Below are 17,072 nucleotides of genomic sequence, written 5' to 3' on the forward strand. Positions count from 1 at the left end.
CGTAACACACTATATAATTTTCGGTGAGTATACAACTCGGTCATGTCAGTTCGGGGGTCCGGCCTCCGGAGTCGCGTATTCGGCCAGCGCGTCCGACAGCGCGTCGTCGACGGCGACGGCGTCCTCCTCGAACGGGAGTCGGACGGTTCGGTGGTCCAGCGCCACGCCGGCCACGTCACGCAGCGCGTCGGCGGTCACGGTCGACTCGCCGCGGAACGCCGCGAGCGCCCGGGCGGCCCTGCGGAGCGTCGTATCCCCACGGTGTCCGTCGACGCCGAGGCGAACGTTCGTCGCCGCGACGGCGCGGGCCAGCGGGTCCGGGAGCGAAACCTCGGAGAGACGGCCGCGGGCGTCGACGATCCGCCGGGTCAGCGCCTGCTGGTCGGCCGCGTACTCCGCGCGGAACGCCGCGGGGTCGGCGTCGAAGGCGGCGCGGCGCTCGCTGATCTCGACGCGCTCCTCGACGTCCTGAACGCCCGACACGTCGACGACCAGCCCGAACCGGTCGAGCAACTGGGGGCGTAGCGACCCCTCCTCCGGGTTCATCGTGCCCACCAGCACGAACTCCGCGGGGTGGCGGTGTGAGATCCCCTCACGCTCGACGACGTTCTCGCCCATCGCGGCGGCGTCGAGCAGCGAGTCCACGAGGTGGTCGTCCAGCAGGTTCACCTCGTCGACGTACAGCACGTTCCGGTTCGCCGCCGCCAGCACCCCCGGCTCGAACCGGGCCTCGCCCTCGCCGAGCGCGCGCTCGATGTCGAGCGTCCCCGTGAGGCGGTCCTCGGTGGCGTTCAGCGGCAGGTCGACCACGCGCATGGGACGCGTCTCCGTCGGGAGGTCGCCCTCCCCGTGGCGCTCGCGACAGTCCTCGCACATCCGGGCAGGGTCGTCGGGCGGACAGCCGTACGGACAGTCCGCGACGACGGTCCGGTCCGGGAGCACGTCGCCGAGCGCCCGGACGGCGGTGGATTTGGCGGTGCCGCGCTCGCCGCGGACCAGCACGCCGCCGATGCCGGGGTCGACCGCGTTCAGCAGGAGCGCCCGCTTCATCTCCGTCTGGTTCACGAGCGCCGTGAACGGGAACGCGGTCGATCCGTCGCCCGGTCGCTCGGTGTCGGTCATGGGTCGTGCCTCGAATGCTGTGTTTCGGTCATCGCTCGATGTAGTCGCCGTCGGGTAGTTCGATCAGCGGGACGTACTGCGCGCCCAGCGCGTCCGCGACCGTCCTGTTCCACTCGAACTCCTCGCGTTTCGCCGCCCGCGCCCGCTCGTCTGACCACAGCGAGTACGTCGAATCGTTCAGCCCGTGGCCCGTGTCGACGTACGCGGTCTCCACGTCCGCCGTCTCGAACGCGGCGGCGATCTCGAGGACCTCCCGCTCCGGGTCTGCTCCGTCGGTGTACGGGACGTTCGCCTTCCCGTCGCTGAACACGACGACGAGCGGGTACACGTCGGCGTCCCGGCGGCGCTCCCGCTCGACGAGTTCGTAGGCGGACGCGAGGCCGTGACACAGCGGCGTGTTACCGCCGACCCGGAGGTCCGACAGCTGCCGGCGCGCCCGGGTGACGTTCCGCGTCGGGTCAACGACGACCCGCGCATTCTGACCGCGAAACGCCACGACTGCGACGCGGTCGCGCGTCCGGTACGCGTCCTCGATCAGCGACAGCACGGCGCGTTTCGTCTCGCGCATCTGCGAGCCGTTCATCACGCTGCCGCTGGCGTCGACGACCAGCACGAGCAGCCCCTGTGCGGTCCGCTCGCGGAGCTTCCCCCGAACGTCGTCGGGCCGGATGTCGACGCCGTCGTCGGTCCCGCCGGAGCGCGTGCCCTGCCGCCGCGCCGCCGCCCGCAGCGTGGCGTCGACGGCCACGTCGTCGGGGTCGTCCCTGCGGCGTGCGCCGACGTACCGCCCGCTCCGCCCGCGTATTTTCGAGGGGATCCGACGGCCGTACTCCCCCCGGATGGTCCGGTCCTTCGACGGGTCGATGGCGGTGCGGTCGATCGGATAGGTCGAGTCCACGTTTGTTATCAGGTCGTTCCGGCCGCTGTCGACCGGAACGCGACCGTCGGCGTCCGCCTCGGCACTGTCGCCCGCGTCGGCGGGGTCGCCCGGGTCCACGTCCTCGGGCAACAGGACCGCCTCGCGGTCGTCCGCCGCCTCGTACGCCTCGGCGGGGCGGCGGTGGGCGAGCGCGAGGCCTCTGGCCTCGGCCACGTGGCAGTCCGCGACTTCGGTCTCTCCGTCCAGCGCCGCGGCGGCGACGGCGGTTCGCCGGACCGCGATGTCGCCGCGAAGCCCCGGGACGCGTCCCGCCACGGCGTGCTCGGAGATAGCCGCCGCAACGTCCGGCGGGACCGTCACGTCGTCGAGGCGGTCGCGGGCGTCGACGATCCGGCGGGTCAGCGCGCGCTGGTCCGCGGCGTACTCCGCGCGGAACGCGTCCGGGTCCTCGTCGAAGGCGGCGCGGCGCTCGCTGATCTCGACGCGCTCGTCGACGGCCTCGACGCTCGCGACGTCGACGACCAGTCCGAACCGGTCGAGCAGTTGCGGCCGGAGCGGCCCCTCCTCGGGGTTCATCGTCCCGACGAGGACGAACTCGGCGGGATGGCGATGTGAGACGCCCTCGCGCTCGACGACGTTCTCGCCCATCGCGGCGGCGTCCAGCAACGCGTCGACCAGATGGTCGTCCAGCAGGTTCACCTCGTCGACGTACAGCACGTTCCGGTTCGCCGCCGCGAGGATCCCGGGATCGAACCGCGTCTCACCGTCGGCCAGGGCGCGTTCGATGTCGAGCGTCCCGACGAGGCGGTCCGCGGTGGCGTCGAGCGGCAGGTCGACCACGCGCATCGGCCGCGTCTCGGTCGGCAGCGACTCCCCGTCGCGGCGTCGACACGAATCGCACATCCGGGCGGGATCGTCGGGCGGACAGCCGTACGGGCAGTCCGTGACTGCCTCCTGATCCGGAAGCACGTCCGCGAGGGCGCGGGCGGCGGTCGATTTGGCCGTGCCGCGCTCGCCCCGGATCAGCACGCCGCCGATACCGGGGTCGACCGCGTTCAGCACGAGCGCCCGCTTCATTTCGGTCTGGTTCACGAGCGCCGTAAACGGGAACGCGCCGGTCATCGCCGGGCCGTCACTGTGCCCCCGTCTCGGACTGCGGCGGTTCCTCCGTGCGGGTGTCGGACTCCATGCCCTCGTCCGACGGGGACGTGGTTCCGGCGAATTCGCCGTCGCCCTCGGTCACCTCGTGATGCAGGAAGCAGGCGACCTGACGGTCGGTCTCCGAGTCGTCGAGCGCGGGCACCGCCTCCGAGCACTCCGGCATCGCGTCGGGACACCGGGGGTGGAACTGGCAGCCCTGGATGTCGCGGTCGTCGTCGTCCTCCGGGATCGGCAGGAGGACGCGCTCGCGGTCCCCCGTGAGCGTCGGCAGGCTGGCGACCAGCGCCCGCGTGTAGGGATGTTTCGGATCCTCGACGATCTGGTCGGCGGTCCCCTGCTCGACGACCTTCCCGAGGTACATCACCGCGATGCGGTCCGCCACGAGCTTCACAACCGAGAGGTTGTGCGTGACGTAGAACATCGCGAACCCGTGTTCCTCCTGCAGCCGGTCGAGCAGCCGGAGGATGCCGGACTGCAGCGACACGTCGAGCATCGACAGCGGCTCGTCGGCCACGAGGAGGTCGGGGTCGAGCACGATGGCGCGGGCGATGCAGACGCGCTGGCGCTCGCCGCCCGAGAGCTGGTCCGGGAACAGCTCCATGTAGTCGTCGGCGGGGTTGAGTCCCACGTCGTTCAGCGTTTCCTCGACTTTCGACTGCAGTTCGTCGTGGGACAGATCACGGAAGTTCTTCAGCGGCTCCGCGACCGCCTGAAACACCGTTTTTCGCGGGTTAAGCGTCTCGTAGGGGTCCTGGAAGATGATCTGCGCGCGCTCCCGGAACGCCCGGAGCTCCTTGTTGGAGTAGTCGCAGATGTCCTCGCCGTCGAAGACGATCTCGCCCTCGGTGGGGTCCTCCAGCCGGAGCGTCGTCTCGATGAGCGTCGACTTCCCGGAGCCGCTCTCGCCGATCACGCCGAGTGTCTCGCCGCGGTCGATGGTGAGGTCGAGGTCGTCGACCGCCTCAACCTTGCTCTCCCGCCCCAGCAGCCGGGTGAAAAAGCCCGACTCCGCGGCGTAGTGCTTCTTCAGGCCGCGGATGTCGACGAGCGGCTCACCCGACATCGGTCCAGCTCACCTCCGTTGCCTCCGCCCGCATCTGGTCCGCCTCCCCGGACCGGTAGCACGCCGACTGGATCCCGGGGCGCTCCTCGCGGAACTCCGGATGGGTCGACTCGCACTCCTCGACCGCGAACGGGCACTTGTTGATGAACCGGCAGCCCTCGGGCGGGTTCAGCAGGTTCGGCGGCTGCATCTTCATCGCGATCATCTCCTCGGTGGAGTCGTGCAGGTCCGGCAGCGAGTTCTTCAGCCCGATCGTGTAGGGGTGGACCGGTTCGGCGAACAGCTCCTTGCTCGGCCCCTGCTCGGTGATCTTGCCCCCGTACATCTCGATGAGGTACTCCGATGTCTCCACGAGGTCGGCGATGTCGTGGGAGACGAACAGCGCCGAGACGCCGAACTCGTCCCGATACGTCTCGATGTCGTTCAGGATCTTGTCCCGGAGCAACACGTCCAGCCCTGTGGTCGGCTCGTCGGCGATGATCAGCTCCGGTTCGAGGATGAGTGCCATCGCCAGCAGGACCCGCTGGCGCATCCCGCCGGAGAGCTGGTGTGGATAGCTCTTGAGCCGGGACGTGCTGATCCCGACGAGTTCGAGCACCTCCTCGGCCCGTGCCACGCAGTCGGCTTTCGACATGTCCGACCGGTGGGCCTCGATGGTTTCGACGAGCTGGTTCTCGATCGTGTACACCGGGTCCAGACTCCCCATCGCGCTCTGTGGGATGTACGCGATCTGCTCCCACCGGATCTCGCGCATCCGCTCGTCGGAGAGCGAGGCGAGGTCCTCGCCGTCGAACCTGATCTCGCCGGAGTGGACGACGGCGTTGTCGTCCAGCCCGCCGATGATCGCCTTCGACAGCGTCGACTTGCCACAGCCGGACTCGCCCAGCACGCCGACGATGCTTTTCGACTCCACGTCGAACGACACGCCGTCGACCGCGTGGACCTGGCCGTCGCCGACCTCGTAGCGAACGTCCAGATCGCGGACGGAGAGCAGCGACATGCTATGTTTGCCAGGCGAACTGGGTGGGAGTGTTGATCTCCGCGCCGCGCCGGAAGGCACGCAGGAGGCCGTAGTTGTAACACCTGGCGGCCATCATGCTGGACATGAAGATGTCGCCGTCATTCAGCGCCTGCAGCGGCGACACCTCGCCGCGCATGATCCGGCGGAGCGACTCGACGTCGCCCTCGACGCGGGTGACCTCCTCGACGAGGTCGGGTGATTCGATGCGGCCGTACTCGCAGGAGATGCCGTCCGTCGACGCGTCCAGCACGAACGGGTCGGCGTCCGACAGGTCGAACTGGAACCTGCGGTCCGCGAGCTGCTGTTCGAGCGTCTCGATACCTTCGTCGTCGTCGGCCAGCGCTTCGAGGAAGCTGGCCACTTCGGTGGTGATGTCACTCATGGTCTCACTTCTGTTTGAGCAGTTTGTCCGGGTCGCCGTGTTTCGCCGCAACCTCTCGGATCGCCGGGTCGTCCAGGAAAGTGAGTTTCCCGTCCTTGACGACCGGCTCGCCGTCGATCTCGATCGTCGGGTCGAGGACGAACCCGTCGAGATGCAGTTCGTGCCCCCCGGTCTCCTCGAAGGGGTACATGCTGAAACAGCGCATGTTCCCGATCGCGATGTGGATGTTGCCGTACCGTCGCTCGGCCTCGTTCGGGATGGGCTTCTGGTCCAGCGGCGCGTCGCGGACCTTCGGGTGGAGGCCGAACATGAACTCCTCGCAGAACCCGACGTTCGGGATGCCCTCGACGATGTCGGCGAGTTCGTCGGCCGCCCGGCCGCCCTCGATGTTCGTGCAGTAGTTGTCCTCGAACGTCAGCTTGATCGGCTCGTCGCCGACGCCGACGCCGCTGAACGCGTCGTAGTAGACGACGCCGCTGGTCTCCTGTGGCGGGAGCACGCCGGCGATCGCCCCGGGGAACGTCGCGGGGTAGGTACCGGGCCGCTTCTCGTCGGCGGGGACCGTCCCGAAGTCGCCGCCCCAGTCCTCGGGGTTGTACGTCGCGGTCACGTCGGTGCCCTTCTCGCACGTGACGCGGATCTCGGAGCCGGCACGGGTGATGTCGAGCGCCTTCTTCTCGATCTCCAGGACGAGCTCGACGGGGTACTCCGCCGCCTCCTGCGCGAAGAATTCGGGGTCGTGCGGGTTGGCGACGCTGTACATCTCCAGCCCGTGTTCCATGATCGCCTTCTGTGTCCCGCGGTCATGGCTCGTGGCGAAGGTCAGCCGCAGCATCTTGTCGGCGGATTTGAGCGCCTCGTCGATGATCGGTCCGCCGCCCTGGGCCTGTATCTCGTTGAAGTCGATCCACGTCACGACGACGTTGGCCCCCTGTGACCGCGCCTCGGCGGCGACCTCGTTCACTACGTCCTCGTTGGCGTAGCTGTCGGCGACGACCACCACTTCCTCGCCCTCCGAGACCTCCGCCCAGTTGGCAACGTAGTTTCTAATCCCTAGTGCTCTGTCAGTCGCTCTCATGCGAACTGAAAGAGTAGAGTATCTGTATTAAACGTTTCCCATAGATGCCCCCGGCCGGAAGCCGCAGGAGGAAAGCGTCCTCAATCGGTTCGGTACCGTTCGATCGCGTCCGGGTCCACCGAGACGCCCATTCCGGGGTCGTCGGGGACGGCGACGGTCGGACCGTCGGGATCCCAGCGGTCCGGGTCCGAGAGCAGCGACCCGTCGGCGTCCGCGTTGAGCAGGCCGGTCGGGTACGCACGCGCCGGCGTCGCCAGCGCGAAGTGGGCCGCCGCGGCCGCCCCCACGCCCAGTTCGAGCATCCCGCCGACGTAGCAGGGAAGCCCGTGTGCAGCGGCGACCGCGGCGACGCGCCTCGCCCCGGTGATCCCGCCGGCCTTGGCGGGTTTGACGTTGATCGCGTCGACGGCGTCCGCGCCCGCCAGCGCCGCCACGTCCGCGGGCCCGTAACAGCCCTCGTCGGCCATGACCGACGGCTCGACCGCGGCGCGGACGCGGCGGAGTCCGGCCCGGTCGTCGGGCGGGACCGGCTGCTCGACGAAGACGATGCCGTCGGCGGCCGCGTTCAGGTCCCGGATCGCCCGGACCGCTTCGCCGGCGGTCCACGAACCGTTCGCGTCCACGCGAATGCGCGCGCCGGGACACGCCTCGCGGACCGCTTCGAGGCGTCGCCGGTCGGCATCGCGCTCGTCGGCCCCCACCTTCAGCTTGAACGCCGAAAAGCCGCGGTCGGCCGCGGCCGCCGCCTCCTCGTGGACCGTCTCGGGGGCTTTGATCCCGACCGTGTAGTGGAGCGGGAGCGAGCGGTCGGCCGCGGTCGGGCCACCGAGCAACTCGTACGTCGGTCGGCCCAGCTGTTTCCCGAGCGCGTCGTACAGCGCCGCGTCGACGCCGGCGAGCGCGAACGGCTGTGACGCGACGGTCCGGTCGAGTTCCTCGGTGATACGCGCGACGTGGGCGGGGTCGCGGCCCTCCACGAGGGGCGCGAACTCCGACTCGATCACCGACCGGACCGTCGCCTGGGTGCCGCTGTTCGGCCAGTCCGGGTGGGGCGCGACCTCGCCGTAGCCGACGACGCCGCCGTCGGTCTCGACGCGGACCAGCACGTGGTCGAACGAGTCCGATCCGGCGGTCGAGTCGGACGAACCGCCGGTCCGGAGCGCGGTCGCCTTCGGGACGCTCACGGGGATCGCGTCGAGGGAAGTAACCGCCATTGGGTGGCGGATTACTCGTGGTCGGCTTCCGAGAACGACTCCTCGTCGGTCTCGTGGTAGATGTCGCGCACGTTGTCGAAGTCGACGCCGACGCGGAAGTCCTTCGGATTCTCCACCTCGTCCGGAACGATCCCGGTGAGCTGTTCGACGCGCGGAACGCGGACGCGGGGGTACGAGCCGATGTGGATGTGCTCCTCGTCGCCGATCACCTCGACGCGGTTCTCCGCGCCGCCGGGCAGGTACACCACGTCGCCGGGGCCGGCCTCGATCGACTGCTCGTTGCCGTCGTTGTCCTTGTAGTACCAGACGCAGCGACCCTTGATCGTCGTCAGGATCTGGTACATCTCCGGCATGTGGGTGTGCAGCGGGAACACGTCGCCCGGCTGTCCGGTGGTCCAGGTGACGTACATGTCGTTCGTCAGCATCACCGAGTGGACCGTCTTCAGGTTGTCCCCGGCCCCCTCGACCAAGTCCGGGGCGTCCGGAGCGTGCACTTTGAACGCCTGTTGCTTCGGCAGGACGGAGTAGTCCTTGTCGGCCACTGGATTGTCGGCCATACAGGCCAGTTCGCGTACGATTACAAAAAACCAGGGGTCGCAACGAACCACGCGTTCCCCGCGCGAGCGAGTGTGCCGTTCGGTAATACCGACCAACGTTTATTATAATCCGGCACGATACGCGAGTATGGCACAGAAAGGCACGCGGGGAGGCGTCAAATCCGACGAGACGCTCCTGGAGATCGTCGAGGCGGTCCGGGAGCACAACGGGGCGACGGTCACCGAACTCGCCGAGGACCTCGACCTGGCCAAGAGCACGGTCCACAGCCACCTGACGACGCTCGCGGACCACGGGTTCATGCGACGGCGCGACGGCGAGTACATGATCGGGTACCGCTTTCACGACTACGGGATCTGGGCGCGGAACCAGAGCGACCTGTTTCAGGTCGCCAAGCCCCGGCTGAAGGAACTGGCCCGCGAGACCGGCCACAAGGTGTGGTGTATCGTCGAACGACAGGGGAAGGCGGTGTACCTGTACGGTGCCGAGGGGAAATCCACGATCAAGACGTACGCACGCGAGGGCGCGACCACGGAACTGCATTATCTGGCGGCCGGCAAGGCGATCCTCGCCCACCTGCCCGAGGACGAACGGCAGGCGATCGTCGGTGACGACCCGCTCCCGGCGAAGACGGAGAACACGACCACCGACCCCGACGAACTGCTCGCCGAACTCGACACGGTGCGCGAGCAGGGCGTCGCGTACAACATCGGCGAGGCGATGGAGGGGCTCAACGCGATCGGGACGCCGATCAAACGCGTCGGCGACGGCGTGTACGGCGCGATCAGCCTCTCCGGCGCGGCGAACCGGCTCACCCGGAGCCAGCTGGAGGACGAGTACGCGGAACGGCTCCTCGGGATCGCAAACGAGATCGAGATCAACATCCGGCATCTCTGATCCTCGTTCGCCCTCACCGAACGAACGTTCGATCGATCCAGAAACGGCGGGAATTCGCCGTTTGAGACTGTTTCCGGCGTTCGACGTTAGCTAACTGACGTGTGGCGCTCGATTCAGTCCTCGATACTGCCTGATGTGCGACGAAACGCCGGGATGGGCTCGAAACGTTGTTCGGTCTCAACGAACGATCGTCCGGCATTTGTGTAGTTTTGTTGGTGTTTTCCCGGATGGAGGCGCGGCGCTCTTGATCGGCGTGGGCTGCCGGTGTATTAACACAGGCTTAGGGTGTGTTAGTTAGGGTGTGTAACCGGCGGCGAACCGCGTATTCGATATCGTATACGCAAGACTGCGGCAGGTCGAACGCGGAGACTCCCCCGAGAGGGGCCGGCGGGTGAACGCTCACCGGTTCGACGCCCGCTGTCGTGGAGTGGTCCGGAACTCAAGCCGGGAACTGGACGTATACGTGAATCGTATACAGCAGCGTCGGTGGAGGTGGCCTCGGTGTCAGAGTACGGGAGAATCCGGGTCCGGGGGACGCGTCGGCGACGTGCCGACCGGTTCAGGGGCTTTCGTCGGTGTGGAGTTCGAGGTTGGAGAGCGGTCGGCCGATACACGTCAGAACGTACCCCTCCTCCTTCTCGCTCTCGGAGAGGAACATGCCCTCGGTCTGCTCGACCTCCGAGTCGTTCTCCCGCATCGCACAGCAGACCCCGCAAACGCCCATCCGACACTGGTACGGGAGGTCGATCCCCACCTCCTCGGCCGCTTCGAGGATCGACTTGTCCGCGGGGACCTCGATGGTTTCGTCGCGGTCGACGAGTTCCACGGTGTACGTCTCGACCATGGCGTTTACCGGCTCCCCGCGGACTTTTCGTACACGTGTTCGACCGGCTCGAAGCCGAGGTCGTCGTACAGCGCCGCGGCCTCCTCGTCGCCGTCGATCACGTCGATCCGGTAGAAGTCGACCTCGTGGGGTGGCCCGGAGAACCAGTCGTCGGCCTTCTCCAGCAAGGCCCGGCCGACGCCCTCGCCGCGGTGGGACTCGCGGACGTAGTGGCCGTTGATGTACCCGTGGTCCTCCAGCCGGAAGATCGGGTGGTCACCCATCACGCGGGCTTCCAGCACCCCGACGAGGTCGCCGGTCCCCTCCTCCTCGGCGACCACGACCGTTCCGTACTTGGAGTCGACGAGCTGGTTCTCGAAGTAGCTGAGCCAGCGCGAATCCGCCTCGTCCTTGTGCTGATACCGGTCGTCGTACTCCGAGAGGTGGTCCGTGAACCCGTGCCAGAGTTCGATCAGGTCCTCGCCGTCCTCGCTTGTCGCGTGTCGAACCTCGTACGCCATACCACACCGGTTGCGCCCGATTACCAAAAAAGGTCGTGTCGGGGTCCGTTCGTCGTCCCGACAGCGAGTTCGGGGGTGTGACCGCCCAACGATACGCGGATCGTATACAGAAAACAATTATAATGCTGGCCCCACAAGCCAGTACTGTCCGACCAATGCCTACCGAGAAACAGCTGAAAAAACAGCTCCAGAACGGGAAGATGATCGAGTCCGAGGAGGAGATGACCGAGGGGTACAAGGAGGCCCTCAAGACCATCCTGCTCGTCTCGGGCGACACGGAACTGATGAGCGCGCCCGCCTACTACGACCAGTCGCTGAACGCGCCCTCGATCGACGCGCGGGCGTCCTGCGTCAGCGTCATCCAGGACGAACTGGGCCACGGGCACATCGCCTACCGCCTCCTGGAGGACCTGGGCGAGGACCGCGAGGAGCTCGTCTACGAGCGCGAGCCCCACGAGTTCCGCAACACGTACGGGTTCGACCAGCACATCGAGAACTTCGCCGAACTCGTGACCGCCCACGGCATCTTCGACCGCGCGGGGATGGTCCTGCTCGGCGACATCTACGAGAACACGTCGTACGCGCCGTGGAAGCGCGCGCTGACGAAAGTCGAGAAGGAAGAGCAGTTCCACCTCCGCCACGGCGAGACGTGGATGCGCCGGCTGGCGAACAAGAGCGACAAGACCCACGCGAAGCTCCAGGACGCGGTCGACTGGATGTTCCCCATCGGTGTCGAGTGGTTCGGGATGGAGGACGACAAGAAGCGCAACACCGAGCAGCTCGACTACCGCATCAAGGGCAAGTCCAACGACGAACTCCGGCAGGACTGGCTCTCGCGGACGCTGCCGCTGATGGACGAACTCGATCTGGACGTGCCCGCCCACTACGACGAGGCGGCCGACGAGTACGTTCTGGAGTACGACCTCCCGATCGCCTTCGACCAGGAGAACAAGGACTGGCGCTTCGAGGAGTCGATCAGCTGGTCCGACGTGATGGACCGCTGGCGCGCCCGCGGCCCGGCCAACGAGAAGTACGTCAACATGATCCAGTCCGGCAAAGTGGACGTGCAGGTGTAACAATGTCGACGAGTCAGCGTATCGACGGCGCGTCCGGGCCGCCCCGCACGAGCGAGTTCATCGAGGGCCGCCGGGCCGACGCGTCGCCGTTCGAGGACGAACTGTGGGACGCGCTCGACGGGATCCCGGACCCGCACATCCCGGTGAGCCTCGTCGAGATGGCGATGATCTACGACGTGACCGAATCGGACGGCCACGTCGAGGTCGAGATGTCGTTCCCCTGCATGGGCTGTCCCGCCTACGACATGATCAAAAACGACGTGCGGAGCTGTCTGCGCGTCATCGACGGCGTCGACAGCGTCGACGTGGAGGTCGTCTGGGACCCCGTCTGGTCGAAGGACATGCTCACCGACTCGGTCCGCGAGAAGATGCGCGAATCGGGGATCGGCCTATGACCGGCGACACGAAGTACGAGGTGTTCGCCCGGAAGAGCGAGGGCGACGACACCCTCCACATCGGCAACGTGAGCGCCAAGAGCGACCGGCTCGCGAAGATGTACGCACACAACACGTTCGACGAGGAGGACTGGAACTACCTTGCCGTCGTCAGGCAGGAGGACCTGCTCGAAGTGCAACCGCAGGCCATGCGCCACGGGGTGAGCGCCGATGAGTGACTGGCCCGACGAGGCGGTCGACTACGTGCAGGCGGTCGCCGACACGAAGCTCGTGCTTGGCCACCGGTGTGCCCAGTGGAGCCTCGCCGGTCCCTCGCTGGAGGACGACATCGGTGGCTCCAGCGCCGCACAGGAGGAAGTCGGCCACGTCCGCCAGCTGTTCCGGAAGCTGGAGGGGCAGGGTCGAGACGGCGACTGGCTCCGCGGCGAGCGCGACCCCGAGGAGTTCAGCAACGCCGCCTGCCTCGACGCGATCGACGGCGAGTGGCCCGACTTCGTGGCGACCATCGCACCCGCGGACCGCGCGGCGTGGTACATGCTCGACGCGGTCGACCGCGACGACATGGACGGGATGATCACCAAGATCGGCGAGGACGAGTACTTCCACCTGGAGTACCACGACGCCCGACTGGAGACGCTGGCGGCCGAACAGCCCGACGGGCTGCAGGCGACGCTGGAGGAGACGATCCCGGCGGCGCTCGCGCTCATCGGTCCCGCGTCGTACGACGACGAGTCGGACCCGCTGGTCGACGCCGGCTTCACGAGCGTCCCCGTCGCGTCGATCCGGGAGCGGTTCGCGGACCACTACCGCGACCTGTTCGCCGACACGGACGTGTCGCTCTCCGGGGTCGACTGGTCGACGCCCGACGCCGACGAGTGGGACGAGACCCGCCGCCGGATCGGGTCGGGCGGGATCGGCGAGGAGGACCTCATCCAGATCCGCGGCGAGCGAAACGCCATGTTCGCGACCGAGTGACGATGGCCGACTCCGAGGACCCCGAGGTCGAATGCCCGCACTGCGGCTCGGACGACGTGGAGCGCGAGTCGCAGTTCGGCAGCGAGATCTCGAAGGCGCAGTACTACTGCAACGGCTGCAACACCGTCTTCGAGCGGATCAAGTACGACGGGAAACAGCCCGAGTAGCCGCAGCGCGGAGCGTAGATCCCGTCGAGAGCCGCTGTAGCTGGCGGACAGCCGTAGGTATCACGAATAATCGTGATGAGAACTTACTTATACTGGGCCGTCAATTGACTCCGTGTATGCAATCGTTCAGCGAGCTGGACCTGGAGTATTTCCAGACGGATCTGGAGGACCACGTCGGAACCATCCGCCTCGACCGCCCGCCGGCCAACGCCCACAACATCGACGTGTTGCTGGAGCTACAGCGCGCCGTCGAGACGGTTCGGTTCGACGAGAGCGTGCGCGCCGCGCTGTTCGGCAGCGCCAACGAGAAGTTCTTCTCGACGGGCTTCGACATCAAGGCCCTCCAGAACGAGTCCGGGAAACAGGTCGGCTACGCGAGCCAGACGAGCAAGGAGATCATCATGAAGATGCGGACGACCGACACCATCTTCATCGCGATGGTGAACGGGCACTGCATGGGCGGGGGGCTCGAACTCGCGCTCGCCTGTGACTTCCGCTACGCCGGCAACGACGACGACTACAACGTCGGCATGCCCGAGATCCACCTCGGCCTGATCGCCGGCGAGGCCGGGACGCAGCTGCTCCCGCGCTACATCGACCGGTCGACCGCACTCAAGATGATGATCACCGGCGAGACGATCACGCCCGAGGAGGCCGAGGAGCGGGGCATCTTCGACGAGGTCCATCCGCCGGACGAGGTCGAGGACGCGGCCCGCGACTTCGCCGAGCAGATCGCCCACAAGTCCCACATGGCCGTGGGTCACAACAAGCTGGCCGTCAACGAGGGCCTGGAGATGCCGCTGTGGGACGCGCTCTCCCACGAGCGCGAACTGCAGAACCGCCTGCTCGGCTCCGACGTGGCCAAGGAGGGCGTCGACGCGTTCCTCGGCGATCACGACCCCGACTTCCTCGGCGTCGAACTCGGCGACAAGGAGCCGGGCGCGCCCGACGAGGAGTAGCCTTACAGCCCGAGCGCCTCGCTCGCGGCCGTCGTCTTCTGTATCTCCGTCGTTCCGCCGATGATGCTCAGTATCTTCGCGTCCCGGTAGTAGCGCTCCAGCGGCAGGTCCGTGCGGTACCCCTTCCCGCCGTGGACCTGCATCGCGTTGCGCGTGACGAACTCGGCGGCGTCGCTGGCGACGTACTTGGCCTTGCTCGACTTGCGCGTGCTCCCATCGCCGTCCGCGATGGCCTTCGCGGAGTCGTACACGAGGTGGCGGGCGCTGTCGAGGCGCGCGTCCATGTCCGCGACGAGCACCTGTACGGCCTGGTACTCGCCGACGGCCTGTCCGCCCTGCTCGCGGTCGCCGGCGTAGTCGACCGCCTCGTCGAACGCCGCCCGGGCGATGCCGACCCCGATCGCGCCGAGGCCGGTGCGAGCCATGTCGATGGTGCCCATCGCGATCCGGAACCCCTGGCCGACCTCGCCCAGGAGCGCGTCGTCCCCGACACGCACCCCGTCGAGCGTCGAGTCGCCGGTGACGTGGCCGCGCATCCCCATGTACTCCTTGCGGTCGAAGCTGAAGCCCTCGGCGTCGTCGGTCCCGGGCGCGAGGAAGACGCTGACGCCGTGGCCCCCCTCGGGCGCGGGGCGCTTGCGGGCGACGACGAGGTGGAGGTCCGCGACGCCGGCGTTCGTCCCGAACGACTTCTCCCCGGAGAGGAGGTAGCCGTCGTCATCGGCCTCTGCGACCGTCGCCAGCTCCGTCGGGGAGCTGCCCGCGTCCGGCTCCGTCAGGAGCATCGCACCGACCGTCTCGCCGCGCGCCATCGGTTCGAGGTAGCGCTCCTTCTGGGCCTCGGTGCCGTACGTGGCGACCGGGAGCGCCGCGAACGTCTGCCCCTGGATCGTCTCGGCGACCGCACCCGAGGCCTGCGCGATCCGTTCCACGGCGAGGCAGTACGAGAGGAAATCCGACCCCTCGCCGCCGTACGCCTCGGGCAGGAGGATCCCGAGGAGGCCGCGCTCGCCGGCTTCCTCGACCACCTCCCGGGGGAACTCGTCGGTGCGTTCGATGCGCTCGGCTTCGGGTTCGACGACCTCCTCGGCGAACGCCGCGGCCCGGTCGCGGACCTCGCGGTGTTCGTCGCTGAGGGCGCTTTCGATGAGACTCATGCAGGCGTACACGCGTGGGGCGCTCCCATAAAAGTTCGCGGCGGAAAACGGTGGAACCGACGCACTCGCCGTCCCGCGTCGCTACTCCAGGTTGATGTTGACGTTTTTCGTCTGGGTGTACTCGTGGAGCGCCTCGGTGCCCTGCTCGCGGCCGAGGCCGCTCTCCTTGAAGCCGCCGAAGGGCGTCTGGGGCTGGGTCACCGGGTACTCGTTGACCGTCACCATGCCGTAGTCGAGGCGGTCGGCGACGGTGTGGGCGGTGGTCAGGTCCGAGGTCCAGATCCCCGCCATCAGCCCGTACGGCGAGTCGTTCGCGATCTCAATGGCCTCCTCCTGGTCCTCGAAGCTGATCACCGACAGCACCGGCCCGAAGATCTCCTCGCGGGCGATGGTCATGTCGTTGGTCACGTCGGTGAAGACGGTCGGCTCGACGAAGTAGCCCTCGTCCTTGTCGTCGGGGACGCCGCCGCCGCAGGCGACTGTCGCGCCCTCCTCCTTGCCGGTCTCGATGTAGTCGAGCACCTCCTGCTGCTGGCTCTCGCTGACGGTCGGTCCCATCCGGCCGTCGTCGTCGATGCCGCTGCCGAGCGGCGTCGACTCGGCCTGCTCGACGACGCGTTCGACGACCTCGTCGTGGACCGACTCGTGGACGACGAGCCGGGAGCCGGCCCAGCACATCTGGCCGGCGTTCATGAAGATGCCGTAGTGACAGCCCATCGCGGCGTCGTCGAGGTCCGCGTCCGGGAACACGACGTTCGGGCCCTTCCCGCCGAGTTCGAGCGTGACGCCGGTGACGTTCTGCGACGCGCGCTCCATCACGCCCTTGCCGACGCCGGTGCTGCCGGTGAAGGCGACGTGTTCCACGTCGGGATGCTGGGCGAGGTGGTTCCCCGCGACGCTCCCGCGGCCGGGGACGACGTTGAGCACGCCGTCGGGGAAGCCGGCCTCCTCGGCGGCGACAGCGTAGTACAGCGCCGACAGCGGCGTCGTGCTGGACGGCTTCAGGACGGCGCTGTTCCCGCAGGCCAGCGCCGGCGCGAGGCTCCGGCCGGCGAGCTGGAACGGGTAGTTCCACGGGATGATGTGCCCCGTGACGCCGACCGGCTCGCGGACGGTGTAGTTCAGGCGGTCGCCGGGGACGGGGACCTGGTCGCCCTGGACCTTGTCGGTCCAGCCGGCGTAGTAGCGGAACGTGTCGATCACCATGTCCACGTCGATGGACGCCTCGAACGGCGTCTTTCCGTTGTCGTACGATTCGACCTCGATGATCTCGTCCTTTCGCTCCTCGATGGCGTCGGCGAAGGCGTGGAGGTGCTGGCCACGCTCCCGCGGGTCGAGCGACCGCCACTCGCTACCGCGCGCGACGGCGTCCTCGGCCGCGGCAACCGCACTGTCCACGTCGGCCTCGGCGGCCTCCGCGACTTCGGCGTACGGCTCCTCGGTCGCCGGGTCCTCGGTGACGAACGTCTCCCCGCTGTCGGCGGTGGTCCACTCGCCGCCAATATACAGCTCTGTGGGGCCGGTGTAGCTCATGCGGGCGAATGCTCGTGCGCGGAGGACAAAAGTGTAGGGGGCATCGGCTCGTCCCGGCGGCCCGACCACCTGTACACTTTTGGTTCAGGCATG

General features: G+C 67.8%; 19 protein-coding genes. 7 read left to right on the plus strand and 12 right to left on the minus strand.

All coding sequences use genetic code 11. The annotated features are described in order from the left end of the window. Positions 1–45: 45 nt before the first annotated feature. The 8 genes from D8896_RS16085 to D8896_RS16120 form a co-directional block, all read right to left on the minus strand. Entirely contained in the window at positions 46–1,122 is a 1,077-nt protein-coding gene (locus D8896_RS16085) for an ATP-binding protein (RefSeq protein ID WP_121823135.1), read from the minus strand. Between the two features lie 28 nt (positions 1,123–1,150). Then, the gene (locus D8896_RS16090) at positions 1,151–3,124 is read right to left on the minus strand and encodes a VWA domain-containing protein (RefSeq protein ID WP_121823136.1); all 1,974 of its coding nucleotides are present in this window, start codon (positions 3,122–3,124) and stop codon (positions 1,151–1,153) included. Between the two features lie 10 nt (positions 3,125–3,134). Next, positions 3,135–4,226, minus strand: a complete 1,092-nt coding sequence (locus D8896_RS16095) for an oligopeptide/dipeptide ABC transporter ATP-binding protein (protein ID WP_121823137.1) — start codon at positions 4,224–4,226, stop codon at positions 3,135–3,137. Continuing rightward, positions 4,216–5,226 (minus strand): ABC transporter ATP-binding protein, encoded by a 1,011-nt coding sequence (locus tag D8896_RS16100; RefSeq protein WP_121823138.1) that lies wholly within the window; start codon positions 5,224–5,226, stop codon positions 4,216–4,218. The genes D8896_RS16095 and D8896_RS16100 overlap by 11 nt, the downstream gene beginning before the upstream one ends. A 1-nt stretch (position 5,227) precedes the next feature. Beyond that, positions 5,228–5,629 (minus strand): hypothetical protein, encoded by a 402-nt coding sequence (locus D8896_RS16105; protein WP_121823139.1) that lies wholly within the window; start codon positions 5,627–5,629, stop codon positions 5,228–5,230. A gap of 4 nt (positions 5,630–5,633) precedes the next feature. After that, positions 5,634–6,707, minus strand: coding sequence for a M29 family metallopeptidase (locus D8896_RS16110; RefSeq protein WP_162991603.1), 1,074 nt, complete (start codon positions 6,705–6,707; stop codon positions 5,634–5,636). Between the two features lie 80 nt (positions 6,708–6,787). After that, positions 6,788–7,921 carry a mandelate racemase/muconate lactonizing enzyme family protein gene (locus tag D8896_RS16115; RefSeq protein ID WP_121823141.1) on the minus strand — a complete coding sequence of 378 codons (1,134 nt, stop codon included), beginning with the start codon at positions 7,919–7,921 and terminating at the stop codon, positions 6,788–6,790. 11 nt (positions 7,922–7,932) lie between these two features. Then, complete coding sequence (locus D8896_RS16120) at positions 7,933–8,478, minus strand: cupin domain-containing protein (RefSeq protein ID WP_121823142.1); 546 nt, start codon at positions 8,476–8,478, stop codon at positions 7,933–7,935. 127 nt (positions 8,479–8,605) lie between these two features. On the opposite strand from D8896_RS16120, the gene D8896_RS16125 reads away from it, so the two are divergent. Continuing rightward, positions 8,606–9,373: an IclR family transcriptional regulator gene (locus D8896_RS16125; RefSeq protein WP_121823143.1), complete on the plus strand. Its 768-nt coding sequence runs from the start codon at positions 8,606–8,608 to the stop codon at positions 9,371–9,373. A 559-nt stretch (positions 9,374–9,932) separates the two neighbouring features. Here D8896_RS16125 and D8896_RS16130 read toward each other — a convergent pair. Both D8896_RS16130 and D8896_RS16135 read right to left on the minus strand, forming a co-directional pair. Further along, entirely contained in the window at positions 9,933–10,217 is a 285-nt protein-coding gene (locus D8896_RS16130) for a 2Fe-2S iron-sulfur cluster-binding protein (RefSeq protein ID WP_121823144.1), read from the minus strand. A gap of 5 nt (positions 10,218–10,222) precedes the next feature. Beyond that, a complete protein-coding gene (locus D8896_RS16135; RefSeq protein ID WP_121823145.1) occupies positions 10,223–10,717 on the minus strand; it encodes a GNAT family N-acetyltransferase in 495 nt (164 codons plus the stop codon). Positions 10,718–10,872: 155 nt separating this feature from the next. Here D8896_RS16135 and D8896_RS16140 point away from each other — a divergent pair, with 155 nt between their 5' ends. From D8896_RS16140 to D8896_RS16160, 6 genes are all read left to right on the plus strand, one after another. Next, a complete protein-coding gene (locus tag D8896_RS16140; protein WP_121823146.1) occupies positions 10,873–11,793 on the plus strand; it encodes a 1,2-phenylacetyl-CoA epoxidase subunit PaaC in 921 nt (306 codons plus the stop codon). A gap of 2 nt (positions 11,794–11,795) precedes the next feature. Next, positions 11,796–12,188, plus strand: coding sequence for a metal-sulfur cluster assembly factor (locus D8896_RS16145; RefSeq protein WP_121823147.1), 393 nt, complete (start codon positions 11,796–11,798; stop codon positions 12,186–12,188). Beyond that, on the plus strand, positions 12,185–12,406 hold the full coding sequence (locus tag D8896_RS16150) for a phenylacetic acid degradation PaaB family protein (protein WP_121823148.1): 222 nt from the start codon (positions 12,185–12,187) through the stop codon (positions 12,404–12,406). The genes D8896_RS16145 and D8896_RS16150 overlap by 4 nt, the downstream gene beginning before the upstream one ends. After that, positions 12,399–13,163: a Phenylacetic acid catabolic protein gene (locus D8896_RS16155; protein WP_121823149.1), complete on the plus strand. Its 765-nt coding sequence runs from the start codon at positions 12,399–12,401 to the stop codon at positions 13,161–13,163. Before D8896_RS16150 ends, D8896_RS16155 begins: the two co-directional genes overlap by 8 nt. 2 nt (positions 13,164–13,165) lie before the next feature. Beyond that, positions 13,166–13,330, plus strand: coding sequence for a PaaD-like zinc ribbon domain-containing protein (locus D8896_RS19545; protein WP_162991604.1), 165 nt, complete (start codon positions 13,166–13,168; stop codon positions 13,328–13,330). Between the two features lie 116 nt (positions 13,331–13,446). Continuing rightward, the gene (locus D8896_RS16160) at positions 13,447–14,289 is read left to right on the plus strand and encodes an enoyl-CoA hydratase/isomerase family protein (RefSeq protein WP_121823150.1); all 843 of its coding nucleotides are present in this window, start codon (positions 13,447–13,449) and stop codon (positions 14,287–14,289) included. 2 nt (positions 14,290–14,291) lie between these two features. Here the strand turns inward: D8896_RS16160 and D8896_RS16165 are convergent, their stop codons facing one another. Both D8896_RS16165 and D8896_RS16170 read right to left on the minus strand, forming a co-directional pair. Continuing rightward, entirely contained in the window at positions 14,292–15,446 is a 1,155-nt protein-coding gene (locus D8896_RS16165; protein WP_121823151.1) for an acyl-CoA dehydrogenase family protein, read from the minus strand. 81 nt (positions 15,447–15,527) lie between these two features. After that, the gene (locus tag D8896_RS16170; RefSeq protein ID WP_121823152.1) at positions 15,528–16,979 is read right to left on the minus strand and encodes an aldehyde dehydrogenase family protein; all 1,452 of its coding nucleotides are present in this window, start codon (positions 16,977–16,979) and stop codon (positions 15,528–15,530) included. Between the last annotated feature and the right edge of the window lie 93 nt (positions 16,980–17,072).

This window comes from Halostella salina, assembly GCF_003675855.1.
Taxonomy (GTDB): domain Archaea; phylum Halobacteriota; class Halobacteria; order Halobacteriales; family Natronoarchaeaceae; genus Halostella; species Halostella salina.